This is a genomic window from Citrobacter sp. RHB36-C18 (assembly GCF_013814485.1).
Lineage (GTDB): Bacteria > Pseudomonadota > Gammaproteobacteria > Enterobacterales > Enterobacteriaceae > Citrobacter > Citrobacter braakii.
In genome coordinates, this window is the sequence record NZ_CP057125.1 from 47,180 (window position 1) to 73,588 (window position 26,409).

Annotated in this window: 22 protein-coding genes, 1 tRNA gene and 1 pseudogene; 12 read left to right on the forward strand and 12 right to left on the reverse strand. The window is 47.2% G+C overall.

Translation table 11 applies throughout. The features are described 5' to 3' along the window. Window positions 1–43 precede the first annotated feature (43 nt). A complete protein-coding gene (locus HVZ52_RS00230) occupies window positions 44–460 on the forward strand; it encodes a GNAT family N-acetyltransferase (protein WP_019078024.1) in 417 nt (138 codons plus the stop codon). A gap of 171 nt (window positions 461–631) precedes the next feature. Further along, on the forward strand, window positions 632–1,450 hold the full coding sequence (gene nlpA / locus HVZ52_RS00235; protein ID WP_016157795.1) for a lipoprotein NlpA: 819 nt from the start codon (window positions 632–634) through the stop codon (window positions 1,448–1,450). A 28-nt stretch (window positions 1,451–1,478) separates the two neighbouring features. Here the strand turns inward: nlpA and HVZ52_RS00240 are convergent, their stop codons facing one another. The 3 genes from HVZ52_RS00240 to HVZ52_RS00250 all read right to left on the reverse strand — a co-directional run bounded on the left by HVZ52_RS00240 (window position 1,479) and on the right by HVZ52_RS00250 (window position 3,814). After that, window positions 1,479–2,381, reverse strand: coding sequence for a carboxylate/amino acid/amine transporter (locus HVZ52_RS00240; protein ID WP_016155035.1), 903 nt, complete (start codon window positions 2,379–2,381; stop codon window positions 1,479–1,481). Window positions 2,382–2,499: 118 nt separating this feature from the next. Next, window positions 2,500–2,805, reverse strand: a complete 306-nt coding sequence (locus tag HVZ52_RS00245) for a putative quinol monooxygenase (RefSeq protein WP_181598731.1) — start codon at window positions 2,803–2,805, stop codon at window positions 2,500–2,502. Between the two features lies 1 nt (window position 2,806). Beyond that, window positions 2,807–3,814, reverse strand: coding sequence for a zinc-binding alcohol dehydrogenase family protein (locus HVZ52_RS00250; RefSeq protein WP_016155033.1), 1,008 nt, complete (start codon window positions 3,812–3,814; stop codon window positions 2,807–2,809). Window positions 3,815–3,924: 110 nt separating this feature from the next. On the opposite strand from HVZ52_RS00250, the gene HVZ52_RS00255 reads away from it, so the two are divergent. Beyond that, complete coding sequence (locus tag HVZ52_RS00255) at window positions 3,925–4,827, forward strand: LysR family transcriptional regulator (RefSeq protein WP_101700905.1); 903 nt, start codon at window positions 3,925–3,927, stop codon at window positions 4,825–4,827. Between the two features lie 36 nt (window positions 4,828–4,863). On the opposite strand, the gene HVZ52_RS00260 is transcribed toward HVZ52_RS00255, so the two are convergent. The 3 genes from HVZ52_RS00260 to HVZ52_RS00270 form a co-directional block, all read right to left on the reverse strand. Continuing rightward, a complete protein-coding gene (locus tag HVZ52_RS00260) occupies window positions 4,864–6,360 on the reverse strand; it encodes a C69 family dipeptidase (RefSeq protein WP_016155025.1) in 1,497 nt (498 codons plus the stop codon). Between the two features lie 343 nt (window positions 6,361–6,703). After that, window positions 6,704–7,168, reverse strand: coding sequence for a hypothetical protein (locus tag HVZ52_RS00265; protein WP_016155024.1), 465 nt, complete (start codon window positions 7,166–7,168; stop codon window positions 6,704–6,706). Continuing rightward, the gene (locus HVZ52_RS00270) at window positions 7,165–7,938 is read right to left on the reverse strand and encodes a winged helix-turn-helix domain-containing protein (RefSeq protein ID WP_181598732.1); all 774 of its coding nucleotides are present in this window, start codon (window positions 7,936–7,938) and stop codon (window positions 7,165–7,167) included. The genes HVZ52_RS00265 and HVZ52_RS00270 overlap by 4 nt, the downstream gene beginning before the upstream one ends. A gap of 577 nt (window positions 7,939–8,515) precedes the next feature. On the opposite strand from HVZ52_RS00270, the gene HVZ52_RS00275 reads away from it, so the two are divergent. Then, a complete protein-coding gene (locus tag HVZ52_RS00275; RefSeq protein ID WP_016157783.1) occupies window positions 8,516–9,133 on the forward strand; it encodes a helix-turn-helix transcriptional regulator in 618 nt (205 codons plus the stop codon). Window positions 9,134–9,208: 75 nt separating this feature from the next. Further along, window positions 9,209–11,971 carry an autotransporter outer membrane beta-barrel domain-containing protein gene (locus tag HVZ52_RS00280; RefSeq protein ID WP_181598733.1) on the forward strand — a complete coding sequence of 921 codons (2,763 nt, stop codon included), beginning with the start codon at window positions 9,209–9,211 and terminating at the stop codon, window positions 11,969–11,971. 184 nt (window positions 11,972–12,155) lie between these two features. On the opposite strand, the gene HVZ52_RS00285 is transcribed toward HVZ52_RS00280, so the two are convergent. From HVZ52_RS00285 to HVZ52_RS00295, 3 genes are all read right to left on the reverse strand, one after another. Beyond that, window positions 12,156–12,980, reverse strand: coding sequence for an AraC family transcriptional regulator (locus tag HVZ52_RS00285; protein ID WP_049282827.1), 825 nt, complete (start codon window positions 12,978–12,980; stop codon window positions 12,156–12,158). A gap of 211 nt (window positions 12,981–13,191) precedes the next feature. Further along, entirely contained in the window at window positions 13,192–13,692 is a 501-nt protein-coding gene (locus HVZ52_RS00290) for a sigma-70 region 4 domain-containing protein (RefSeq protein ID WP_181598734.1), read from the reverse strand. A 210-nt stretch (window positions 13,693–13,902) separates the two neighbouring features. Continuing rightward, the gene (locus HVZ52_RS00295; protein WP_181598735.1) at window positions 13,903–17,739 is read right to left on the reverse strand and encodes a S6 family peptidase; all 3,837 of its coding nucleotides are present in this window, start codon (window positions 17,737–17,739) and stop codon (window positions 13,903–13,905) included. A gap of 343 nt (window positions 17,740–18,082) precedes the next feature. Here HVZ52_RS00295 and HVZ52_RS00300 point away from each other — a divergent pair, with 343 nt between their 5' ends. The 6 genes from HVZ52_RS00300 (at window position 18,083) to HVZ52_RS00325 (ending at window position 23,817) form a co-directional block, all read left to right on the forward strand. Further along, complete coding sequence (locus HVZ52_RS00300; protein ID WP_049282824.1) at window positions 18,083–18,613, forward strand: fimbrial protein; 531 nt, start codon at window positions 18,083–18,085, stop codon at window positions 18,611–18,613. Between the two features lie 86 nt (window positions 18,614–18,699). After that, on the forward strand, window positions 18,700–21,057 hold the full coding sequence (gene pefC / locus HVZ52_RS00305) for a PefC/AfrB family outer membrane usher protein (protein WP_181598736.1): 2,358 nt from the start codon (window positions 18,700–18,702) through the stop codon (window positions 21,055–21,057). Then, window positions 21,050–21,748, forward strand: coding sequence for a fimbrial chaperone (locus tag HVZ52_RS00310; RefSeq protein ID WP_249417948.1), 699 nt, complete (start codon window positions 21,050–21,052; stop codon window positions 21,746–21,748). Before pefC ends, HVZ52_RS00310 begins: the two co-directional genes overlap by 8 nt. Window positions 21,749–21,768: 20 nt before the next feature. Further along, a complete protein-coding gene (locus HVZ52_RS00315; protein ID WP_181598738.1) occupies window positions 21,769–22,776 on the forward strand; it encodes a fimbrial protein in 1,008 nt (335 codons plus the stop codon). 11 nt (window positions 22,777–22,787) lie between these two features. Next, window positions 22,788–23,306 (forward strand): fimbrial protein, encoded by a 519-nt coding sequence (locus HVZ52_RS00320; RefSeq protein WP_103767027.1) that lies wholly within the window; start codon window positions 22,788–22,790, stop codon window positions 23,304–23,306. Then, window positions 23,299–23,817, forward strand: coding sequence for a fimbrial protein (locus HVZ52_RS00325; protein WP_181598739.1), 519 nt, complete (start codon window positions 23,299–23,301; stop codon window positions 23,815–23,817). The genes HVZ52_RS00320 and HVZ52_RS00325 overlap by 8 nt, the downstream gene beginning before the upstream one ends. Before the next feature lie 45 nt (window positions 23,818–23,862). On the opposite strand, the gene HVZ52_RS00330 is transcribed toward HVZ52_RS00325, so the two are convergent. The 3 genes and pseudogenes from HVZ52_RS00330 to HVZ52_RS00340 form a co-directional block, all read right to left on the reverse strand. Then, window positions 23,863–24,324 (reverse strand): anti-virulence regulator CigR family protein, encoded by a 462-nt coding sequence (locus HVZ52_RS00330; RefSeq protein ID WP_181599262.1) that lies wholly within the window; start codon window positions 24,322–24,324, stop codon window positions 23,863–23,865. A 39-nt stretch (window positions 24,325–24,363) separates the two neighbouring features. Beyond that, a pseudogene (locus HVZ52_RS00335) lies at window positions 24,364–24,559 on the reverse strand (hypothetical protein); the annotation flags it as partial. 74 nt (window positions 24,560–24,633) lie between these two features. Beyond that, a tRNA-Sec gene (locus tag HVZ52_RS00340) sits at window positions 24,634–24,728 on the reverse strand. Window positions 24,729–25,018: 290 nt separating this feature from the next. Between HVZ52_RS00340 and HVZ52_RS00345 the strand changes: the two genes are divergently transcribed. Further along, entirely contained in the window at window positions 25,019–26,401 is a 1,383-nt protein-coding gene (locus tag HVZ52_RS00345; RefSeq protein WP_016155017.1) for a glycoside-pentoside-hexuronide family transporter, read from the forward strand. The last annotated feature ends 8 nt before the right edge of the window (window positions 26,402–26,409 follow it).

The following is a 26,409-nucleotide window of genomic DNA, read 5'->3' on the forward strand; positions in this document are numbered from 1 at the left end:
AAAAGAAAATCAGCCAGAAGTTTTAGTTTTTCAGGAGGATAGGATGCAAATACAGATTACAGATACCATTACTGAAGACGATCAAAATGCTCTGCTTGTTGGATTGCGCGCCTACAATCGCCAGTTCCTGAGGACCACCAATTTTGGCGACCTGGCGGTGTACTGGCGCGATGAGCACAATCAAATACTGGGCGGGCTGATCGGTAAAATCAAAGGCGATTGGCTGTGCATTGATTTCCTGTGGATGCATGACTCGCTGCGTAAAGGCGGTTACGGCACAAAGTTGATGCAGGCCGCTGAACAGACGGCGCGTGAGAGAGGATGCCTGCATGCGCTGGTGGACACGATGAGTTTCCAGGCGCTGCCGTTTTATCAGAAAAATGGCTATCAGTTGCAAATGACCCTCGATAACTTTCCAGAAACCGGTTCCGCGCGCCATTATTTGTCGAAAACGTTTTGATGACCGGAAGGACTGCAAAAGGGATGACCTAACGGCACCTTCCGACTCATTTTCCTTTTCGCATTATGCTTTTTTCTTCTTGCTGATGCTTTTTCGTTTTTTAAACCGCAGCGGCCTTCCCGCTATAGTCATTTCATTACTCATCAGGCGGTTATTGCAAAAGGAAAAAACGTGAAACTGAAGATACCTTATTTCGGGGCTGGGGCGGCGTTATTACTGGCGGGATTATTGCTGGCAGGATGCGATCAGCAGAACAATGATGCAAAGCATATTAAAGTGGGCGTGATTAACGGTGCAGAGCAGGATGTGGCGGAAGTCGCGAAGAAAGTCGCTAAAGAAAAATATGGCCTGGAGGTGGAGTTGGTGGGATTTAGCGGTTCTCTGCTGCCCAACGATGCCACTAATCATGGTGAGCTGGATGCCAACGTCTTCCAGCATCGTCCGTTCCTTGAACAAGATAATAAAGCGCACGGCTATAAGCTGGTAGCGGTGGGCAATACCTTTGTGTTCCCGATGGCGGGTTATTCGAAGAAAATCAAAACTGTTGCTGAACTAAAAGACGGTGCGACGATTGCGATACCTAACGATCCGACCAACCTTGGGCGGGCGCTGTTGCTGCTACAAAAAGAGAAGTTAATCACTCTGAAAGCGGATACCGGCCTGCTGCCAACGGCGCTGGATATTACGGATAATCCGCGACATCTGAAAATTATGGAACTGGAAGGGGCGCAGCTACCGCGCGTGCTGGACGATCAAAAAGTGGATGTGGCGATTATCAGTACCACCTACATCCAGCAAACCGGGCTTTCTCCGGTACATGACAGCGTATTTATCGAAGACAAAAATTCACCGTACGTGAACATTCTGGTGGCGCGAGAAGACAATAAAGATGCCGAGAATGTGAAAGAATTCCTGCAATCTTATCAGTCACCGGAAGTGGCGAAGGCGGCAGAAACTATCTTTAACGGCGGCGCAGTTCCGGGCTGGTAATCATCACCCGTTGCCGCGCCGGTTGGGGTTAAACCGCTCTGGCGCGGCGACGTGAGTCCATTGAGATAAGCACGACCGATGAGAGGATCAAAAGCGTACCCAGCCAGTCTGGCAGGGTAAAGGTGATGCCTAACAGCAGCAGGGACAGCAACGCACTGCTCAACGGTTCCGCGCAGCTTAAAATGCTCGCTTTCGGTCCGCCAATCATCTGCGCGCCTTTCAGGTACAGGCTAAACGTGAGCGACGTGCCGATGACCACCAGATAGAAAAACGCCAGAATTAAACTGCCATTCACCACGAAATGAGTTCCCTGCCCGGCATAGAACGGCAGTAGGATCATTCCACCGATTAACATACTCCAGCCGACGACCGGCAACGTGCCGTAGCGCGCGATGAGCGTTGAGGGGTAGGTGGTATAGAACGCGGCGGCAAACGCCGAGGCTATTCCCCAAAACAGCGCGGCAGCTGAGATAGATAACGACGTCGGGTTACCGTGGGTGACCAGTAAGAAAGTACCGATGAGCGAGGTGAAGATCGCCGTCAGCACTAAAACCCCCGGCCGCGCTTTGCGCACCACGGAGAACCACGCCACGATAATGGTCGGTGACAAAAATTGCAGCACCGTCGCGGTGGCGGCGTTGGATTTTTCGATGGTCAGCAGGAAGGTTAGCTGTACGGTGAGTGCCCCGACCACGGAAAAAATCAGCAGGCTGATGGCGTCCTTGCGGTTTTTGATAATGGAGAATACGTTGTCGCCGTGAACGAAAGAGAGCATCAGCAGAATGAGCCCCGCGAAAATCAGGCGCGTCATGGTCAGAAACTGCGACGACATCTGGCTTTGTTCCATGATGTACTGCGCGCAAACGCCTGAACTTCCCCATAATACGGCGGCAATCAGGACGTTCATCATCCCTCTTCTGGTGGAACTCATCTTTCCCTCTGCATGTTGTTTTGTTTTATTTGTGTGCAGGCATCATAGCAGAGATAGCGAAGCGAGTGAGACATGACGGGCACAGCCCCCCACACCGCAGGGGGCTTCTGCAGTTATCTTACGGCGTAATCGGCGTCAGATAATCCAGTCGTAGCGGTTCGGCCAGCAGCTCGTTCATTTGCAGAATAAACGTCTGGAAATGGGGCAGGGCGATATGCTCGTCCAGACCGGCCTGACCGCGCCAGGATTCACGAACGTAGAAGACATCCGGTGTGTCGCGCAACTGGAACAGGGCATAGTCAATATTGCCCGGCTCCTGGCGCGTGGGCAGCAGCAGAGCCTGCAGCGCTTGTTTTAGTGCGTCGATTTTCCCCGGTCTGGCTTTCAGTACCGCAATAATTGAAATCACCTCTGAATCAGACATGTTAAAACCCCTCCAGCACAATCTTGCCGACTGAACGACCGGTTTCAATTTGCGCGTGCGCTTTTTGCAGATTCGCCGCGTTGATTGCGCCAAAATGCTCGCCCAGCGTGGTGCGAATGGTGTTGTCATCGATCAACTGTGCCACGCGGGTTAATAGCTGATGCTGCGCAATGATGTCGTGGGTGGTAAACATCGAACGGGTAAACATAAATTCCCAGTGCAGCGAAATGCTTTTGGCCTTCAGTGGACGTGCATCGAGGGTTTGCGGATCGTCAATCAGCGCCAGTTTGCCCTGCGGCGCCAGGGCGGCAATAATTTGCGGGTAGTGCTGCTCGGTATTGTTCAGGCTGGCAACGTGCGTCACCTCTTTAATGCCTATCCGAGCCAGCTCTTCCATCAGCGGCTTGCTGTGGTCAATCACATGATGAGCGCCTGCTTCACGTACCCATTTCTGGCTCTGTGGACGTGAAGCGGTACCGATGACAGTCATTTTGGTCAGCTTACTGGCCAGTTGCGTCAGGATAGAACCGACGCCGCCAGCAGCGCCAACAATCAATAACACATCATTTTCATTGCCATTTTCCTCAACGCCCAGACGGTCGAACAGCATTTCCCAGGCGGTGATGGCGGTCAGCGGCAGTGCCGCGGCAGAAGCATTGTCCAGCGATTGCGGCTTCAGCGCGGTAATACGTTCATCAACCAGCTGAAATTCACTGTTACTGCCAGCACGACCCAGCGCACCGGCATACCAGACTTCATCGCCAGGAGCGAACAGGGTGACTGCTTCACCCACGGACTTCACTACGCCAACGGCGTCCCAACCCAGCACGCGGGGCACATCAGCGTTAAAACCTTCGCGGACCTTGGTATCAACGGGGTTGACGGAAATGGCCTTCACTTCAACCAGCAGATCGTGCCCGGAGGCGACGGGCATGGGCAGGTCAATCTCTTGTAAAAATTCAATGTTACTGCCGTCGGTTGCGGCGCGGGTAATAGCGATGGCTTTCATAATCTCTCCGGTTAATAAACCTTCTATCTGTTGAATAATTCGATGGTAAACCGGTAGCAGAACGGGAAAAATAGCCCTTCGGCGACAGGACTTATACTCGGGGAGTGAAAATGTTCCGGCTTGAAGATCTCACGTTGTTTGTCCGCGCCGCGGCGCTAAATAGTTTTAGCGATGCCGCACGCGAAGTCGGCGTTCAGCCTGCTCAGGTCAGTTCTGCTATTAAGCGCCTGGAATCTACGCTGGCTATCCGCTTGTTCGCCCGCTCCACGCGCAGTCTGCGCCTGACGCCGGAAGGTGAGGTCTGGCTACCCTATGCCCGCCAGATGCTGGACGTGATGCATGCCGGACTGCAAAAAATTCAGACCCCGGAAGATGAAGTTTCAGGCACGCTGCAAATCGCCGTACCTTCCGATCTCGGTCGGAACCTACTGCTGCCGGTCTTTCAGTCGTTTCGACGCCGCTATCCCGCGCTGCGCCTGCGGATTTTTTTCTCCGACCAGGTGACGGATGTCTTTAAAGACCCCGTCGATGTTGCGTTTCGCTATGGCAACACCGAAGACGCATCTTACATTGCGCTGCCTGTCGCACCGGGTAACCGACGCGTGCTGGTGGCATCACCGGAATGGGTTGTGCAAAACGGCGCGCCGCAAACTCCGGATGATTTAACACAGCTCAACGCCATGACCTTCGTCTTACGCGGACGCCTGCACGATCGCTGGACGTTTACGCATAACGGCGAGGTTAGCAGTGTGCAGGTTAACGGCACCATTATGAGCGACGATGCTGAAGTAATCCGACGGCTGGCGATTGCCGGAGAAGGCATCGCGTACAAGTCGTGGCTGGATGTCAGCGAGGATGTGCGTGATGGACGATTGCAGCTACTGATGCCTGATTACCTGGGCGAGAAAGCCCCGCTGAATATGATTTGCCCACATCGTAAGCAGCTTTCAACGGCGGTCCGTCTGCTGCATGACGCCGTGAAGGCGCGGTGTGACACGTTGACGCAAAGCTAATAAGCGCTTTGCGCCAGCATGTCATCGTGTCGTTACTCAGTCTTTTTTCGCAGCGTTTGCAAAGAAGATATCAGACTGAATGTCTTTAGTGCGGATGGTAAACAGCTGATTAGTCAGATCTTCCGTCAGCTTCTCGGCATCGGCCATGATGCGCAGGTTGAAGTCATTCAGCATCTTATCTGCGGCAGGTTTATCGGTTTTTGCCATCTTCAGATATTTTGCTTCGACCTCTTTTTGCTCCTTCGCCACTTTATCTTCCCATGCTTTGTAGGCTTTTTTGACGATTGGCGCGAGCTTCGGATAATCGGTCATCGTCAGCGTCTGTAACTTACGGTATTTCCAGTAAATGGACTGATCGTCCGCTTTATCGGTGCCCATCGTATAGTTTGCCGGATACGCTTTCAGGCCGCTGTAGTACGGAACAAACGCGGTGAGGTCGGCCATACCCAGACCAATGTAGGTCGTTTCACCAATCTCTTTTGGCAACCACGGACGGACCTGCATCACGTGCGCTTCATAGGTGCGGAAGACGCTAACCGGACGCCATGGCTCTTTGCCGTTCAGACCGTTGGTGTACGGGTCATGGCTGGTGCCTTCGTAATGGTTACGCAGCACGGCCTTCACATCATCCAGCGTCATCTTCTTCTCTGGCGTCATGAACACCGGGAATTCGCGTCCTTTGGCCATATCCTGATTTACGGAAGGATTGAACTCTTTCTGGATGGTCCATACGCGAGGATCGTTATACGTGCGGTCACGCTCATCATCACGGGTATAGGCTTTGGAGAAGTTGAATTTGCCATCTTTTGCCGGTTCGTACAGACCTTTTTCGGTCGCAAATTGAATCAGGTTTTTTGACGCCATCATGTCCGGGTTTTTAGGGTCGTAATCCTGTAAGCGGCCCTGATTACCGGTGGCAAAATACTGGTTATTCGGCAGGCGCTGCGCCATCCACTGGTGACCGCTGCCGGTTTCCAGGTACCAGATTTCGTTATCGTCGACGACGGCCACGCCAAAACCTTCCCCAGCGCCGACGGTCTCAACGATATGACCCAGTAGCGCCACGGCTTCACGCGCGGTTTTGCTCTGGGACAACAGAATATCCGGGATATCATCTTCGGTGATCCCTTTATCCTCGACATAGGGGTCGGCAGCCAGCGCTTTTGCTGAGGCAAAAATAGATTCTGTACCGCTCACGCCAACGCCCAATTCGTTAAATCCGGTCGCGCCGTGCAGTTGGGTTTTCCAGTTTGGAACGGTGGTATAACGCAGAGAGTTTTTGGGTAGCGGCCAGGTAAAGTCATTTGCGCCATTATGTGCTTTGGTGCTGTATACCCCGGTCTGATTCTGCTTGGCCGGATGAATGACAAAATGCTGCGCTTTCAGGGCATCACTGTCAGCGCTACGGGCTACCAGCATGGAGCCGTCCGCTGATGCTTCATTACCGACCAATAGGGTCGTACAAGCAAAACCTGATGAAACAACGGCCAAATTTATAGAAAGTGCAATCAGGCACTTTTTAAAAGTAAACATTACGTATCCCTCATATGTACGCCAAAAATACACCGGAAACACACCGTTTCCTGAAATGCGATAACGCCTGAACGCTCAGACATTGCTCGCGAGAGAGATAAACGCCCCTGTCCACGTCTTCTCCAAATATCCATCCGTAGGTTGAAGTCTTCTGGGCAAAATAAAACGCCCATTTCGCTTAATTATTGCGCAATGGATATCGTGGTATTCAGGATGTTTCCTGATTCGGGATGAAGAATAGCAATGGGATATGAGTGGATTCAGTGACCCATGTCGCGTAAGTCGATGATGGCAAATATGAATTCTATTGAAGGGGGCGTGCTTTTTGTATCCGGATATGACGTTACCTTTTGCGGCAATACAGCGAGGGGACATTTGAGCTGGCAAAAATCCATGCGCCCTTATACTCCTCCATGACCAGGCTCAGGTTTCGTCCGCTTTGACGGTAAAATCCGGGTAATGTGTTGTTAATATCAGCTTCATCGGCGCTATCAGCGAAGGTTTTGACCACCTGCATTGCCTGTAGCACTCGGGCTTCGTGCTGCCGGGTATAACTGAAATAGATGTTCCTGCTAATGTCTGAGGTATTACGTCCGTACAGTTTTCCGGTAATGGTCGCTAGCCCTGCATCTTTGTACATCCGAAATGAAACCGTACCTGCAAAGCGGTTGCTGCCAATATTCCATTCGACATTTCCAACGCAATTTAGCTGCTTTTCGGCATAGCGTGAATGCCATAGCCATCCGCCTGAGCCGAGCAATGTCGCCACGCCGATTACGATTAAAATAAGGTGGTGTATTTTTTTCATTGCCCGCGCATCCAGTAATAATGGGTAGTACAAAACGCGTACGCATCTACCCGTGCATCTTTATCACAAACAAATGCTACGATCCTCTCCGCTTTACGGTAGCCGGAAAGGAAAACATGCTTGTTGTTTTCACAGAGAGAAGGGTGCAGTTGCATCAGATTGAAATAATTTTCCTGATCGTGATCATTCAGTGAGTAATAAATTTTACAGTTTTGCCGAGATGGGACCTGCATAGAAACAGAAATGAATTTACTAAACGGCATAACAGGACGTGTCTGATACCACACCAGCCAGATAATCAATGTGGCAATAACGATGCCAGCGCTAAATATAATATTCCACCAGGGGACCCGCGTCGTTTGTTGTGTCGCGAGAGTAATTATCTTTGGGGGCGCGTATTCCTCTATTAGCGGTGACTGGAAAACTTCACTCTGAGGATGCGTTATCGCCTCTACCTGCGTATTTCCATTTAATCTGAGTCCGCGTCGTGAAATAGTTTTCACCGTATCACGTGGCAGACCCACATCCGCCAGCGCGTTACGTAGCGTCAGAATAGCCTGGTAAAATGTGTTGGTTGTGGTCACATTATTTCTCTCACCCCAACCCACTTTTATCAATGTGTTCTGCGAAACAATGTCACTTGCGTGAGTAATTAAATAGAGAAAGCAAAGCGAAGCTGGGAGCTGAAGTTGTATTGCGCGCCCGGTCTGACGATTGACCAGACTTTTGCTGTCAGGATTAAATTCGACCAACTGATTGATAAGGTACAATTGCCCAGCCCTCAGTAACTATAACGTATCACCGCATGTGCCTACACATACCTTAAATTTTACATCCAAATCGTGAATATGCCTCACTCTTTGTACGTGATCGAAGATAAGAATTTCACTTAAGGATTAAAAACACTTTAAATACAATGTGTTACGTGTGTAAATTCTTAGGTGAGTATTAACTAATGTTAAATAATGAGAATTCATTACAGTTTTATCTGAATTCTCATTATATTTATCAACAGCACTTCAAGGGGGATTGAGTTATCAGGATTGTGTAATTAATAAGAGCCCCTTTCATTGGTTAATTTTTAGCAAATAGTGCTTTTTTAATTTTTATTCTGGGATTTGGATTTATGCATAAAATTCCTAATGCCCAGACTGTTATTCTTAGATAAAGCAGAAAAAAGCTTAGCGCAATCGCATTGCTTACAGCCTATACATAATAGCGTATCAGGAGTTTATTACATTTTTTAAGTGTCACTGTTATTAACTGACAAGGAATGTCATACGTGTCGGATTGACACATTTATTTACCAATGAAATATTTATGGAAAAATAACAGGAGTCATTTTTGATGAAGAGATCACCATCACAGAGTGTTCGTTGCATAAGCTGTGAATTATCCTGTCAATTATTTCCGGATACTGTGGTACGCGCCAACTACTGTCACCGAGCCACTTTTGCGATCTGGCCAGAGGGAAATAGTTTTCTGCAAAAAGGAATTATTGAAAAACTTCTCCTTAATAATCAAAATCATTTGTCGCGTGGGTTTATTTTTGTGGACTTTTCCTTCCCAAACCTGCGCCTGTTCGCCGATCCGCAATGGGTTGACCGGCTGGCCTACAGCGGTATGTATATTGTGTTGATAGCGGACAGGAATCTCGCGCCGTTAGCCAACTACTGGCTGTCGAAAAGCAATAAAATACAAGGGATTATATATTCCGATGATGATGATGAAGTTCAGCATCAGAAAATTCGCCGATTATTTACCGGCCACCTTGCGAACAGTAAACGCGGACGCACACTCAACTATACAGAAATGATATTACTGAAGCGATTTGTGTCAGGAAAAAGTATTCAGCAAATTACCAAAATAGATAATATAGATATTAAGAAAATATATGTCTACAAGCTCAGGCTTGAAGATAAATTAGGCCATAGCATTCATCAAATACTGTCGAATATTTTATAACGTATTTTTGATTTTTACTATTTTCACATCTTTGCGATGTGGTGGACGCCCTACGCCCGAAAGCAGGAGGCTATTATGAGAAAACCTAAGCATTACTCACGCATTGCGATAGCGGTATCAACCGCGTTAACGTCAATGGTATTTTCAACCCACGCGGCCTGGATTGATATTGATAGTCTTCCTGCCAGTGGAATGGTGAGCAGTCTTTCGCCGGAGTTGCAGGCTTTATTTCCTGCACAGGCGAATGCCAGTTTCGAAAAAACCAGCGATACGCCGAATTATGTTTATCAGTGGAGTGCCGGTACCATTCCCGTTTATGGTCATGGATTAACGCTGAATGGGCCAGGAGGAGAAGCCTTCGAACACACCATTACCGTTATTCAGAACAGCACGACGGGTAGCCCGGGCGTTATTTTCGGTGACGACCTGACGATTCGCACACAGTCAAAGAATGCCGCTAATAATGGTAAAGATGTTGACGGTATCCGCACGCACGGGGCTAATACGCCGGATAACCCAGTCTTTATTATCACCGGGGATCGCACCAGTATTTATGTGGACGGCCAGGATGGTGATGGTATTAACGCCGGTTACAACGCCTATAATAATGGGCAGGGTTGGAAAGGCTCGGCCAACATTTACGTCGGCGACGATCTGTATATTCAAACCACCGGTAACCAGGGGCGCGGCATCACGGCAAACGCGATGAGAGACGAAACGCTGGCTAAAAATACGATTATCGTCGGCGACCGGGCACACATTGTGACTACCGGTAACAGCTCAGAAGGTCTCCGTACCGGGCAGAGCGGGTCCTCAATCCGCCTTGGCAATGACGCCACCATCGAGACGTCGGGTGCTTCCTCGACGGGGATTTATGCCGCCTCATCTTCCAAAACGGAACTGGGCAACAATGCCACGATTACGGTCAACGGCGTCAGCGCACATGCGGTTTATTCCACCAATGCAACCGTGAATCTCGGCGAAAACGCAACGATCAACGTCAACAATTCGGCGAAAGCGGCGTCATACAGCAAAGCGCCACGCGGCCTGTATGCGATTTCACGCGGTACGATAAACCTGGCAGGTGGCGCCGCCATTACCATGGCGGGCAATCACAGCAATGAAAGCTATGCCATCAGTACAGAAACGGGCGGCATCGTCGACGGTTCTGCTGGCGGGCGTTTCCTTATCGACGGCGATCTTCACGCAGCCGGTGCTACTGCCGCAAACAACACCCAGCCGCAGCAAAACAGTACTATCAAACTCAATATGACCGACAACTCGTTGTGGAGTGGGGCGTCATACGTCACCAGCGCCACTGCCGGGACGGGGGTTATCTCGCTGCAAATGAGCGATGCGACCTGGAACATGACCAACAGCTCAACGCTCACTGACCTGACGCTGAACGGCGGGTCAGTAGTGAACTTTGGGCATGCTGACGGCGAACCGTGGCAGACGCTTACTATCAATGAAGATTTTACCGGCAACGGCGGAAAACTCGTTTTCAATACCGTCCTGAATGACGATGCCTCCGAAACCGACAAGCTGAAAGTGCTCGGCAACACCGCGGGTAACGCATTTGTGGCAGTGAACAATATTGGCGGAACCGGGGCGCAAACCATTGAAGGTATTGAGATCATCGAAGTGGCCGGTAATTCTGACGGTACTTTTGAGAAAGCGGGCCGTATTGTTGCCGGTGCGTACGACTATAACGTGGTGCAAAAGGGCAGCAACTGGTATCTGACCAGCTTTATTCCTGCTCCGCCGGATCCGGAAGAGCCGGACCCCGTCGATCCGGACCCGGTCGATCCTGTCGACCCGATTATCCCTGAGCCGGAAGAACCTGTTGCGCCCCCTGTCACTGAGCAGCAGTACCGCCCGGAAGCAGGCAGTTATCTGGCGAACAACTACGCTGCTAACACGCTGTTCATGACCCGACTCCACGATCGTCTGGGCGAAACGCAGTACGTCGATATGCTGACGGGCGAGAAAAAAGTCACCAGTCTGTGGATGCGTAACGTCGGGGCACATACCCGCTTCAAAGACGGTAGCGGGCAGTTGAAAACCCAAAGCAACAGCTATGTCCTGCAGTTAGGCGGTGACCTGGCGCAGTGGAGTTGCGACGGTCTCGACCGCTGGCACCTCGGCGCGATGGCTGGTTATGCCAACAGCCAGAACCGCACGCAGTCCAGTCTGACCGGCTACCATTCACGTGGTCAGGTCACCGGTTACAGCGTGGGGCTGTACGGCACCTGGTATGCCAATGACGCTGACAAGACCGGCACTTATGTAGACACCTGGATGCTGTACAACTGGTTTGATAACAAGGTGATGGGCCAGGAGCAGGCGACGGAGAAATATAAATCCAGCGGGATCACCGCCTCTGTTGAAGCCGGTTACAGCTTCAAACTGGGTGAAAACGAGCGCAACAGCTATTGGCTGCAACCGAAAGCTCAGGTGGTGTGGATGGACGTGCAGGCCGACAGCCACCGCGAAGCGAACGGCACCCGCGTGAAGGACAACACCGATGGCAACCTGATGACCCGTCTGGGGGTAAAAGCCTTTATCAACGGTCACAACGCCATCGACGACGGTAAATCTCGTGAGTTCCAGCCGTTTGTTGAAGCCAACTGGATCCACAACACGCAGACGACTCGCGTGAAGATGGACGATGTGAGCAACGACATGCGTGGCACCAAGAACATTGGTGAGCTGAAAGTCGGCGTTGAAGGCCAAATCACTCCGCGGCTCAACGTGTGGAGCAACGTGGCCCAACAGGTCGGCGATAAAGGCTACAGCGATACCCGCGGTATGCTGGGCGTGAAATATAACTTCTGACGTAACTGCAGGTGACAGAAAGCCGCTGATTAACCGATCGGCGGCTTTATTTTTTGTGGGGGGAGGCCGGATAAAGATTTCAGCAATCCCCCCACCTGTTGCGCCAAAGCCGTTTTTTTCTGTGGAGTTCCTTAAAGATATAGAAGAATAATTTAAGGAAAATGGTATGTATAAATCATCAGGACTATTTTTTTACTTTCAAAGCAAACTGCTTCGGTGTAATGCCAAAGAACTCTTTAAAGTTACGAATAAAATAAGATGTACTGGTGTAGCCCACTTCATTGGCGATTCTATTAATATGCTTCTCGGTAGTGGTGATGAGTTTTGCCGCCTGATGCATGCGAATATCCAGCACTAGCGTATTAAAATTATTACTCTCTTTCTCCAGCTTTTTACGAATCGACACCTCCGACATATGTAAAATGCTCGCCAGATCTGCCAGCTTCCAAGATTTAGAGAGATCAGCTTCAATGATTGACTTCAGCCGCTCAGTAAAGGTGGTATCCGTTGATACTGACAAGGAATAAACTAACGATTCTATATCCCTCATTTTAGAAAGAAGATAAGTTATTTTATAAACTTGTCGGTGTTGTGGGACATCGCTTCCAGTTAATCGTTTGAAAATTTTTGTATCTGTTTCATCAACAGGACAAGTAAATATTTTACGTCGCATCTGGTTAACGCTTTGCGGATCCAACAGAAGCGGTTCCATCACTTTACAGATACAACTCAATACATCACTGTCAACTTGATAGAGCTCATAGGGAACACCTTTGCCTAACACTTTTAATGTAATATCAATCACGGTGTTTTTTTCGACGTAACAAAGTGATTCAGGGGGAACATTAAAGGACTGCCCATCTTTTGTTTTTATAAGCAGTTGCGCATCCCGCAGATAGATAATCGCACAGTTATAAAAACGGATTTTTTTCAGCACCAACAGATTGTTGTGTGCAAAATTTTCCTTAGCCGGAAAAATAAGGTTACTTAAAGCACTTTGGCTATTCATACAGTCACCCCCATGCTTTGCATGCATATAATTTCATGGGTTATCAGCCATGTAAACTCGGAATTTTTTAATAATAGAAAAAGTGTATAATTCTAATTATTTGTTTTTTAACTATGTATTTCTTTGAAATACAAAGAGTTACCCAGTGGCTTTGGTGAGATAATTAACAATTTTAATATTTTCAATGAGAAATAGTGCGGAAATATGGTAATCACACATTCGGTGCAAGAAAAAAATTCTTAAGCAATATTGGAAGCTTTCGGCTGGATTCTGCCCCCAGTTTGCGTTTAATCGATTGTATTTTATAATAAATACTGCTCTCTTTTAGCTGCGTTAGCGTCGCGATTTCTCCGATTCTCTTCCTCTTAAAAAAATACAGATAGACTATTTTTCGTTCATCATCCGTCAAGCCATTGAACACTGAAGCAGGCGAAGGTGTTCGGCTTGAGAATACACGCAGCTGCTCATTCTGGTATGATACCTGCTTAAAGCAGAGGCAGGTTACCGGGAATTTTTCCATCAAAAAGCAGTAAGATAAGTAATCATCCCTGTCACAAACCAAATAGACTTTTTTATATTTATTCAGTATTTCATGAGCAGAATAAAAATTCCTGTACTCGTAACATTTAATATCTGAATTGTCATTGGTGAGCAATGATAATCCGTAATTGAAAAAAGCATTTTTACTTGCCAATAAAAAAGCAATGGACATAAGAACTCTTCGCTATCAAATGTATTAGACACCTTAACTAAAAGTGACTATAAGGTATGAAAAGTACAAAAACCACCCTAAAAAATAGTCCATTGCGATAAAATTATGTACCACAACTTATAGTGTAAATGGATTTAATTATCACTTGCAATTAATCCATAAAAAAACCTGAACTATCGATTCAGGCTTTTACTTGCTCAAAATTTAAAATCAAAATGAATAACGAATGTTGGCGTTAATTGCCTTATCAATATCGTAATGACCAAACGCCGAACGCTCAAAATCAAGACTAATCCTGGTGTTTTCTTTTATTTCAGCATTGACACCGAAATTAAAGTTTACCCGGCTATCTTTACCATTTCTGATGGACGTTTTCCCGGCAAAATCACGAATGACCGTCTTCGCAGGATTAAACAGGTCATACTGATAATGAACGCCCGTCAGCGCGGTCAACTTCCAGTCTTTACCTGTGAAGGTTTTACCGATATCAACGCCGGTACGACCTATCAATGGATTATCCTGCTTACGCTGCATACGGATGTCTGAGCCTGCAGATTGCCAGTCAAACCGGTTTCCTGACACCCAGCCATAAACCAATTCCGTCTGCGGCTGAATAAAGGTTTCGTCAGGTAACGAGAAGCGCCAGCCGGTTTCTGTGCCCAGATACCAGGAATGTGAGCGGTAATCCTGCTCCGGCATTTCGATTTCGCTTGCCGAATAGTGGTTATCGTGGCGGACATATTTACCGATTGCATCCACATACAGCCCGGAGTCAAACATCGCGGAAGCATAGAAACCGATACCGGTTGATTTTGTCTGACCGGACCAGCCATCACCATGGCTGCTATTGTGAGTGAACGTTGCCGTCACACCGGTAAACAGATCACCGCCGTCAAACGCGTGCTTTCTGTCGGCTCCAATCTGCAGATGTGTCCAGCTGTTGGAATTGCCCGCCTCAGCGGAACCCGTACCGCTGAAGATTCGCGCCCACGCCCCGGTTTCACCGTGGGTGTTGCGCAGATCGCCCATGCGGTAGTTCAGGTTGTTCATCTCTGTCAGGAAGTTTTTATATCCCGCATTCATAACTGATTTGCTGGCCTGCAGCGCCGCGTTGTCCTGCTGCACGTCAAATCCTTCCAGCCGCCATTGTTTACTGTTTTCGCTCTCCACGATGCCCAATTGCGGCGTGAAGGTATGAATACCCGCGCGCTGTGTCACTGGTTTGAGCGTGAACACATCGGCAGCCGTCGTTTTCGGTGCTGTGACTAACGCTACGGATGACATTCCCTGGCTCACTGAAGCCACAGACGGGACAACAACCAGCGCATTGTTTTTACCGGACAGCGACTGGTTAACCGTTACCGTATCTGCCGTTTTTCCATCAGTGTTCATGACGAATTGGCTGTTGCTTGCAGTCAGGGTGTCTACTGTCAGAGAGCCTGGTGAGCCGGCTTTGCTGAAGCGCACTTGCGAACCGTCCAGGTTGAGGGATTTCACCATGGACTGTCCGTCTGCCTGCCAGAGAGTATTCGTCATCGTCGCACCGGCGAGGGGCGCATTCAGGTTGCCACCATAAGCCGTGAACAGATTCTCACTGGCTTCCTCTGCTGTACCAAAATTCAGGCTGGCAGTATCATTCGCCTGAATATTTCCCGTTATTACGCTACCCGTGCCGACATTCAGCGCGGTGCCTTGGCCGTTAAAGCGCCAGCGCTCAGCCGAGTACTGTCCGGACAACAGCGAAAGTGTCGATCCCGCACCGGCAGCCACTTCACTGTCAGAAATCAGACCCAAGGTTGCCGTCAGCTTCGCGCCATTCGCCAGCGACAGCGATGAGTGGCTGAAGCTGCTTTTCTGGTTGAGAACGGCATCGGTGGACGCCACCGTCACCGAGCTGTCTGCGCTGTCAATCCCGCCGGTAAAATGCTCATTAATCTTAAGAGTAGAACCGTTATTCAGCTGTACGCGGCCGATGAAACGGCTCCGATCGGCGTCGTTTGTCGCTTTTGACTGCCCGAATGACGGCGTGGTTTTCACACCGTTACCGTCATTGAGATCGATATAGAGATCTTCACTACCCAGCGTCACGGCGGAATGGTCTGCAAAAAGCGTTGTATTGAGGCTGGCATTCCTCGCCAGACTGAAATCAGTATTGTAAAGATTAAGCTGTTTCAGGCTGAACTGGCGGGTCTCCCAGTCACTTTGGGTAAAGGAAACCGGCTGAGTGAGGACAGAATTGTCGCCAAGCGCCTTCAGCTTATCCGCGACAGCCTGAGTACTGACGGCATGTACAACCGGATGCCCCTGAATAAACAGGCGGCCATTATGCTGGGTGAAGTTTCCCTCCGTGTTCATCCCACCATCCATGACAAAGTCGTTCTGCGTTCCGGGCGTCACGGTATTTTTAACATCAACATTACCGGTAAAATGGCCGTGCCAGATGTTGGCAACCGCCGTCGTGGCATCTGGCTTGTTGAAATCCAGGTTAACGGAGGCCTGACTTCCGCTGTTGGTCAGAATCGCCCCATCGTCGGCGCCGTTTAACTGATGGAAGGTGAGGCTGTTACCGTTGATATCGAGCTTACCGCCGCGATAGCCCCATTTGATATTATCGGGATTAACCTGTTTGTCATCGCTTAAAACAACGGTTGGGCGACCGCTTACAATACTGACATTATTAAAGGCCTGAACATTACCATCGCTATCCGGCCGTTGTGCCAGGACGACAGTTCCTTCGCCAACATTCAGCCCTCCGGGGTTGATTCCCGTGCCGTTAACTTTTAATGTCCCGACACCAAGTTTGTGCAGGTTATCGCCCTGAACACCATTAACTTGCCAGTCAACGCTATGATCGCCGTTGATAATGATCCCACCACCTTCCCAGGTCTGAGAGTCGAGTGGTTTGACCGTATAATCGTCATCAAAAGTCAGCGTTCCTGCACCTTGGTTAACGGCATGTTCTAATACAACGGTGCCACCGCCCTGGAAGGTGAGATCTTTACCGCTGTTTAATGAGGTTGGCGCAGTAGGGCCGAAATTGCCATGCATTGACCATGAGGCTGCACCCTGGGTTAATGTGCCAACGCCTGTGTTATCATCATATGACCAGCGAATATCTCCATCATTTTGTTGTGATTTAATGGGAGCATCAGCGTCCTGTTTCATGGTATCAGCCACATCTCCGACAGGGATGATCGTATACCAGTTAGTTTTTCCATTCACACCTGCGTAAGAATTGAGCACGGCAGTGACAACCCATTTATTTTGCTTAGCATCCCAGGCAAAAAGTGGGGAACCACTGTCGCCAGGTGTGCCATAGGTGGAAAGTGGCGTATTTGTTGTATTAGTGACAAAACTCCAGTCAGAAATAAACGGATGATTTACGATCCCCCCGGTTTTATACGAGTATGCCCCTGACAGCTTAGTCAGTTTACCACTCTCATCTTTTACATATTGCGTTCCCGTACCGACCCGATAGAAAACGGGGAACCGCTCCTGATTCTGATATGTGCCTTTGGCCGTTCCCGCGTCAGTCATATCCAGAGCGCTAACCTCTGTCACAATTTTGTTTAGTCGGGGGGTATGGAAGTCTCGCTTGTGGTTATTTCTGTCAACCAGGGTGTAGGTAGTGTCGTCGTTGTAACCAAACTTCACCTTTTTATAGCCCACATTGTGCTTAACGCTGACGATATATTGTGGCGCAACTAATGTAGCAACCCCAGTCCTGTCATTAGAACTGAAATCTATCATGGGCGCTTTATTTAACGTGGTGACGACATTTCCATTTTTATCATATAGCGGGATGTTTTCTGCATCTGGTTTAAACGAGCCTTTATTTTCAGCGAAATCGCGATATGTTTGATAATTAACCCCACTGCTGACAACAGAAGCATTTGATGCAGCAGAACATAATATCCCCAACATACTCACTAGCAGTACGCTTATTGATACTCGTGGAGTGATGTTCTTCCTTATACCTTCACTGACTTCTGAAACGACAACCACCTCACCTTTACTGTTCTTTTTTATCGCGTAAATCTTATTCACGTTTCCCCCAGTCACTATCCGCTTAAATAAATGACATTTAAATGAAAATCAGATCCAGTCAATAAAAAAAAGCGTCCTTTTATTTTTTTATCCTGAAAGAGCATTGTAATGAGGAATTTATTGCCACCTTTTTCTATTTTTATCAGCTCTATTGAAAATAAAAGAGTTAGTTATAAAAATTGAAACAATACAATTAACCGAATCGCAAATAAAAAAACCGATAAAAAAGTAATGATTGCTATTTTTTGGTTTGCCAGCGAGTTTTTAGAGCAATATATTCCGTCTCGCTCATTAAGATTGTTATGAGCTGAATTATGAATTAAGCCTATTAATGGAGTATAAAATGAAAAAGCTGATTTTAGGTTCGGCAATTGTGGCAGTTCTGGGTGTAGCGTCTAGTGCTATGGCTGCGCCAAACACCGGTACTGTAAACTTTACGGGGGGTGTTTCGAGCGCGACTTGTAATATTGATCTTAAAGATTCTACTGGTAGCGATATTTCAACAGTTGATTTAGGGACAATTGCAACAAATGCTACTGCCGGAACAGTCGTAAACTTCAAATTGATCCCTAAAGAACAAGATTGCCTCACTAAGACTGCTGCGACTATTTCTTGGAGCTCACCAACTTTGAATGCAATGGGTATGAGCAATAGCGTAGCTGATGGTACTAATGCGGTTATGCTTCTGACGGCTTCAAATTCTGGTGCTAAAGATAAATCTGTTAAACAAGGGAACACCACTTTTGATTATAACGTAACGGGTGGTATCAAGTCATTTGATTATGCTGCTGCACTTGCTAAACCGAATGCAAGCACAGCATTTACTGCGGGTGCCTTCAGCGCAGCTGCTACTTACTCAATTGTTTATAAATAATCGCTGTTAACTCTAAGAAGGGAGCATCGTGCTTTCTTGCCTGCTCCCTATTACTTATTAAATTTTATGACTGGTGGCAAGAATAAATGAAAAAAGGGATGGTTTTGTTTTTAATTATTTTTCATTTAGTTCAAAAATATGCTCTTGCCGAGGAGTTTAATTACAGTTTCATTCGTGGTGGAAGCAAACAGATACCTGAGATACTCAATAACATCGACAAAAACGCTTCTGGTAAATACTTCGTCGATATAATATTTAATAAATCAAAAGTTGCTGCCTCCGTTGAGTTAAATATTAATGAAAAAGATTCTGAATATATTTGCCTGTCAGAGGAATGGCTAGAAAATTCAGGAATTCACATTAACAAAGAATTTTATAAGACTTTTTTTAATGCTAGCCAAGAGTGCTATTATATTGGAAAAGAAAAAAATAGCCAAGTGAAACTGGATCCTTCCTTGCAGGAGTTGTCAATCGATATGCCTCAGGCTGGCTTTATCGATTCAAAAAAGGAAGGCGGTACCTGGGATTATGGCAGTACCGGTTTCAAACTCGCCTATGATCTTAATACGTCAAAATCGACTGACCAGGATCGGACAACATACGGTAATATCGAAGGCCAGATTAATATCGGCGAATGGGTCCTGCTGGGCAGGGGGTATGTATATCAGGGAGAAAAGTTTGAGAGCAATAACCTGCTGTTAACACATGCGATAAAATCGATTAAATCAGATATTCTTATCGGTAAAACCCAGTCCTACAATACGCTGAACGATGGTTTTACCTTTTATGGCGCGCAGTTAAAGTCCAATCAGGATATGTATCCCTGGGACTCGCAGTCTTATGCTCCGGTCATTAATGGTATTGCCAGAACACATGCCCGTGTCACAGTCGAACAAGGTGGATACACATTAAAGTCGTTCGTGGTTCCACCGGGTCCTTTTGTGATTAACGATCTGACCGGTGTATATTCTGGCGACATTATCTTAAAAATTTATGAAGAGGATGGTTCAGTAAAAGAACAGCGATTCCCCGTCGCCGTGCTGCCAAATTTATTGAAACCCGGAAATTATAATTACAATATCGCGGTGGGGAGTAAAGTTGACCAATACAGTGACAAGCGTGATGATGACAGCTTATTCGCGCAAATGACTTATGATTACGGTTTTGAGCCCTTTACGCTCAATACCTCTGCACTGGTCGATAAAAACTATAACAACATTGGTCTGGGTCTGATCCGCTCTTTCGGCTGGTTTGGCGCCGTGGCAATGAGTGGCAATCTGTCACAGGCAAAATACCATAATGGTAAAGCCATGAACGGCTTTAGCGCATCGGTGAAATATGCCCGCGCCTTAGGGGAAAACGCAAATTTACAGTTGATTGGTTATCGTTTTAACTCAGAAAACTATATTGATTACACGGATTTTAACTATCGCTATTACAGCCTGTTAAACAACAGGCCTAAACAGCGATATGAATCGATTATCACCTATCAGCTTCCGGAAATGAATGTGTTCTTCAACATGTCGGCATGGAAGGAAGACTATTGGGACAGTTCCAGTGAGGTAGGTGCAAACCTGAATCTCAATAAGAGCTTTAATAATATTTCTGTCTCTCTGAATGCCGGGTATTCCCGACTGCAGGGGATGGAAAACGATTATAACACCGGTATTTCACTGAGCGTGCCCTTTAGCGTGTTTGATAAATCGCACTATAGCTTCTCTGGCATAAATTACGATCGCCGTAATGGTACGAATTTCAATACCGGTGTTTCGGGAAGCATTAATTCTCGCCTGAGTTATAACGCATCCATCAGTCAGTCACGCAACACCACGGGAAGCGCGATTTCAGCTTCTTATCTGTTTGATGAGGTTCAAACCTCGGCCAGCTATTCGCAAATGGGGAGCACGTCCAGCTCTTCCTTCCAGGTTGGCGGAAGTATTATCGGACTGCCAGATGCAGGTATTCTTTTTACGCCAGTGAAAAATGATGAAATTGCCGTTGTACAAATGGAAGATGTTCCAGGCGTCAGATTTAATGGTTCCATGCCTGGCGATAAAAAAGGGCGCGCTGTCATACCGTTAACCGCGTATAACAATAATACCATCACCGTCAATGCGGATAACTTGCCACAGAGCGTTGAGTTAACAGAAAACGCAATCAATGTGACGCCGACGGAAAACGCGATTATCTATAAGAAAGTGAAATACAGAAAAATTAACACGTATATCGTAAAAGTCATCAGCAGTAATGGTTTTGTTATTCCAATGGGAAGCATCGCTAAAAATGCAGAAAATCAGGAAATTGGTTACGTCAACAACGGCGGGATTCTGTTAATGAATCTTGAAGATAAAGATGAAGGGATCATTTCTGTTGGTGATTGCAAATTCGATTCACGATCGCTGCAGAAAGATATGGGTAAAGTACAGGAGATTAAGTGTGGCTAAGAACAATACACTGAGAAAGTTTTTCATTTCTGCATCACTGTTGTTATTTACAGCATCAAGTCATGCGGCATTTGCCCTTAACAGCACACGTTATGTGTTTGATGAAAAAAGAGAGAATATCTCTGTACAGGTTGATAACCAGTCCACTCAGGAATATGGCGGACAGATATGGATTGAAAACCAGGACCAAGACGACAAGAACGTCTATTTTGTACCCAGCCCGACGTTCTTTAAAGTGGTCGATCAGCACAAACAGATCCTGCGTATCCTGAAAATTAATGATGCGCTACCAAAAGATAAAGAATCTCTCTTTTGGATAAACGTACAGGAGATTCCGAAGGCACCAAAAGATGGCGCAAATGCATTGTCTATCGCCCTTCACACTCAGGTGAAAATGATATATCGACCTGATATATTGAAGGACAAAAGAGAAAATGCAGAAAAGAACATTAAACTTATTAATGATGAAAGCAGTACGGTGTTGTTCAATGACTCTCCATATTATTTTGCGGTAATCAATGTTAAGCAAAATGGAAAAACTGTAAATCTGGAAGATGATGTTAAAAATAAAATAGCTGTATTTTCTCCTTTTGAGAAAATATCACTCAACAAAAAACTAACTGGAAATATTAGTTTCGTTGCTTTTGATGATTACGGTGTTGATAGAGAATATAATATTTCTCAACATTAATTAGTAGATGGGATATCTATATGCTTAAATTTTTTATATCTCTCCTGATACCATTTTCATTATTGATACATCCTGCCAGTGCAAAAAATTGTGGGACAGGACTCGGCATCGTATGGAATTTAGGAAGTGCAGGTTCAGAATATTTAGCATCAGGTTATTATACCTCCGTGGATAGTTACTATGCAGGGGAGCTTATAGCTACCATTAATGGTGATATGTATTGTGACGCCGATTACATGGATGGAGTTACAGGGATTAGCCGAATGATAATGAGGTTAAATGATGGGCTACAATGTAAGGATAGTAGTACCATCTCAATAGATGGAGTGACCGGCGCGGAATGGAAATTAACTGGAATGGTCTGCGAGAATAATAAGATACGCTCGACGACGACAAAGAGTACACCTTGGGATCAAAAAGCTAAGTGGCCTAATGGAACAACCATTGGATCAGCTAAATTACTCATAGGTTCAGCATATTGGAAAAACTATCATGTAGATGATCAGCGAAGTGTAATGATACCCTCTCCAAGTTTCGGGTTGGGAGTTTTAGACAATAGCCCAACTATCAATGTTGGTTCCGTTATTGAAAAGGGGAGACAAATGAATATATATAATCAAGGTACCTGTACGATGTCTTTATCTACTGAGAACTTAAACTTTGGACGCTTATCCCCGCCAGATATTAATAACGGAAATATTAAAAAGGATTTCTACTTAGATTATTCCTGTAAAAATAAAGGTGCAGTAAATGGTGTATATATCAAGTATGAACCAGAACACACAATAGATGCTTCCCAAGGCACGTTTAGTGCCAAAGACAAGAGTGGGAATAATTTAATTTTTAAAATAAGCACACCTTCTTATTCCAATCGCACTATTCCTCTTAACACATTATGGCCAATGGTTTCCCCATCGGCCTCAGATACATCTGGTAGAGTCTATTATGACGTACAAGTTATGCCTTCTACGCCACTACCTTCCGGTGCTGTATCTACTTATTTAAATGTTTCTCTTGTTTATAGATAATTGGTGGCTGTATGCAAAGGTGGTGTTTATATCTGTTCTTGATAATGCTCCCTTGTTGTAAAGGATTTGCAGTAACAATACCGAAGAAAGTAACTATTAATGCAGAAATAGCATTAAATACATGCGCGGTAACACTATCACCTGCAAATATTAATTTTCAGCAAGTGAGTGTAAGCCAACTTGAAAACAACGCAACTACACCACAGACAGTTGATTTGAATATTGCTTGCAGTTGGCCCGCAACCGGGATCTCACTAAAATTCTCGCCTGCTGCTGGCGTTTCCAAGAGCAGCACTAACCTGATGAATACGGGGTTATCCGGTGTTGGGCTTGCGTTGTCATGGAAAGATCCAGCCGGCACAGATTTTAAGTCGCTAGAATTAAATAAGCCTTTTGCGCTCCCAACTGCATCAAGTAACAAAAATGAAACGCTTGGTCAGTTTCAGCTGTTGCCTAAACAAATTCCGGGTGAAACGCTCCAGGCAGGGAATATTTCCACCAGTCTGACTGTCGAGGTGACCTATGATTGACAGGAGATGTCTTTTTTTCCCATTGCTGGCGGGACTGTTAAGCTCATTAACGGCGTTTAATAACCAGGCCGCACAAAAGGCAAGCGTAAGTCTCCCCATTGCAATGCAGGTCACTAATCCTCAGTGCCAAATCAATAAAGGGCTTGGCCTGCCTGAAACCGTGCAACTTCCGCTGATCACAACTTCAGGTGCCTTATTAGGTGATAGTAACGTTGAAGTTCCCATTGTGATTGACTGTGCCAGTGATATCACCAAATTTGAAGTTACCCTGGCAGGGGGCAGTAATTCGAAACTCAGCACGTCAAATAATAAGGTTGATATCACCTTGTCATGGAAGAAAGGTGGAGGAGCCGTAGAATTCGGGAAGCCGGTCGAGCTGAGTAAAGCACCGTTTCTTGTGAGCCAAAAGCAATTTGATGGCTCCTTATTGGCCAGAGTGTCTCCACATACAGGGACCATACCGGCAGGTAATTACACAGCCAGTTTACCGGTGACGTTTACTTATTATTGAGATAGCATAACACAAGCTGGGGAAATTCCCCGGCTTGTTAATCAATTAATCAAACACGCCATTGATAATTGCGGTCACTACTGAGGTGCTCAGTGCAATAAGAACGAAATCATTCCTTACTATTTTCCATTCATAGCCAGGATAATAAGTCCGTTGCCCCAACATCGATGCCGGAACCGTTTTTTTCGCAATGCCTGGTGGTAAGGAGCCACACCCCTTCAGGCCATAATTCACCGCCAAATGTCGGGCAGCCGAAAAACTGATATCAGAATCGACATGATCCGGTTTGCCATATTTTTTACGGTGATCGGATGATGCGTTATTTTTCTGACCCGCATTGCCTTTCTGCGCATTCCCTTTATTTCCGTGATTATCACTATTATTGCCATGGTTGCCACTATTACCATTGCCGTTCCCATTGCCTGGATTCGCCAGTGCCGGGGTGGCAAAGAGCGAAAGAGAATTTAGGATTGCCAGTACAACTTTTAAACCATGCCGTGTACCTATGCCCTGTTCATCACCCGTGCTGAGTGGCAGGTGCAGCGCTGAATCATCCAGTTTTCGGGTCGCCACCAGCAACACCCGGAATCCTTGCGCGTTGTAATCTTTCGTTTTCGCCAGCAGTAACTCACGACGGTTTCATTCAGCGCGACCACCTTGTCACCATCAGCATCTCTTCCACTGCGCCTTTGCAAATCAGACTATTATCACCGTTACGTACATCCTCTACCGACGCAGATACTAGGGTTATTTCTCTTTTTTTATCAGGTATTACAGGGGTTTTGTTGACTTCAAGGGAGCTCAGGAGAGGCATTTTGGCGGAAGATCACAGGAGTCGAACCTGCCCGGGAACGCTGGCGTCCCCAACTGGATTTGAAGTCCAGCCACCTCACCGGAGATGACGATCTTCCGCGCCTCGATTGCTACATGGAGGCGGGGCGCATTATAGCTACTTCCAAACGTTTCCACACCCCCTCACTCACTTTTTTAACTTCCGTTTCTCTATACCATGACCAGTTTCAAATAAATCCCCGCAAAATCCATTACTTACACTTAGACACATTTTTAGACGCTACGCTGATCACAGAAAACAAGAATCGTAATTTGATAACGAGATATCGGAATACCCGCGCTCACAGGGATGGTTTACAAGAACTGTAACCGGTATCAGGGCGTGTGAAAGTGCTAACAAGGATGCGTAATGAAAAGTGAAATTCTGTCTGTTAAAGAGAAGATTGGCTACGGAATGGGCGATGCGGCTAGCCACATTATCTTCGATAACGTCATGTTATATATGATGTTCTTCTATACCGATATTTTTGGTATCCCAGCCGGATTTGTCGGCACCATGTTCTTACTGGCCCGCGCGCTGGATGCCATCTCAGACCCTTGCATGGGGCTGCTGGCCGACCGTACCCGTTCGCGCTGGGGGAAATTCCGTCCGTGGGTGCTGTTCGGCGCACTGCCGTTTGGTCTGGTTTGCGTGCTGGCCTACAGCACGCCGGATCTCAGCCTGAACGGCAAAATGATTTATGCCGCAATCACCTACACGCTGCTGACCCTGCTTTATACCGTGGTCAATATTCCCTACTGCGCGCTGGGCGGCGTGATCACTAATGACCCAACGCAGCGTATCTCCCTGCAATCATGGCGCTTTGTGCTGGCGACGGCGGGCGGCATGCTCTCCACCGTGCTGATGATGCCGCTGGTGAATCTGATTGGTGGCGAGGATAAAGCGTTCGGCTTTCAAGGTGGGATTGCGGTGCTCTCCGTGGTGGCGTTCCTGATGCTGGCGTTCTGCTTCTTCACTACCAAAGAACGCGTGGAAGCGCCGCCGAGCACCACCTCTATGCGTGAAGACCTGCGCGACATCTGGCAAAACGACCAATGGCGCATCGTCGGCCTGCTGACCATCCTCAATATTCTGGCCGTCTGCGTTCGTGGCGGGGCGATGATGTATTACGTCACCTGGATTTTGGGTAAGCCGGAGGTGTTTGTCGCCTTTCTCACCGCCTATTGCGTCGGCAACCTGATCGGCTCTGCGCTGGCAAAACCGCTGACCGACTGGAAATGCAAAGTCAGCGTCTTCTGGTGGACCAACGCTGCGCTGGCGGTAGCGAGCCTGGCGATGTTCTTTGTGCCGATGCACGCCAGCATCACCATGTTTATCTTTATTTTTGTCATTGGTGTACTGCACCAGCTCGTTACGCCAATCCAGTGGGTAATGATGTCCGACACCGTTGATTACGGCGAATGGTGCAACGGTAAACGCCTGACGGGGATCAGCTTTGCGGGCACGTTGTTCGTGCTCAAGCTGGGTCTGGCGCTCGGCGGGGCGCTGATCGGCTGGATGCTGGCGGGCGGGGGCTACGACGCCGCCGCGAAAACCCAGAACAGCGCCACCATTAGCATCATCATCGCCCTGTTCACCATTGTCCCGGCGATTTGTTACCTGCTGAGTGCCGTGATTGCCAAACGCTTCTATACCCTGAAAACGCCGTATCTGACGGAAATTATGAGTCAGTTGGCTCAGGGCGCGCGCCGCAACCAGCAGGATTTCACGACGAAAGAATTACAGAACTAAGGAACTGA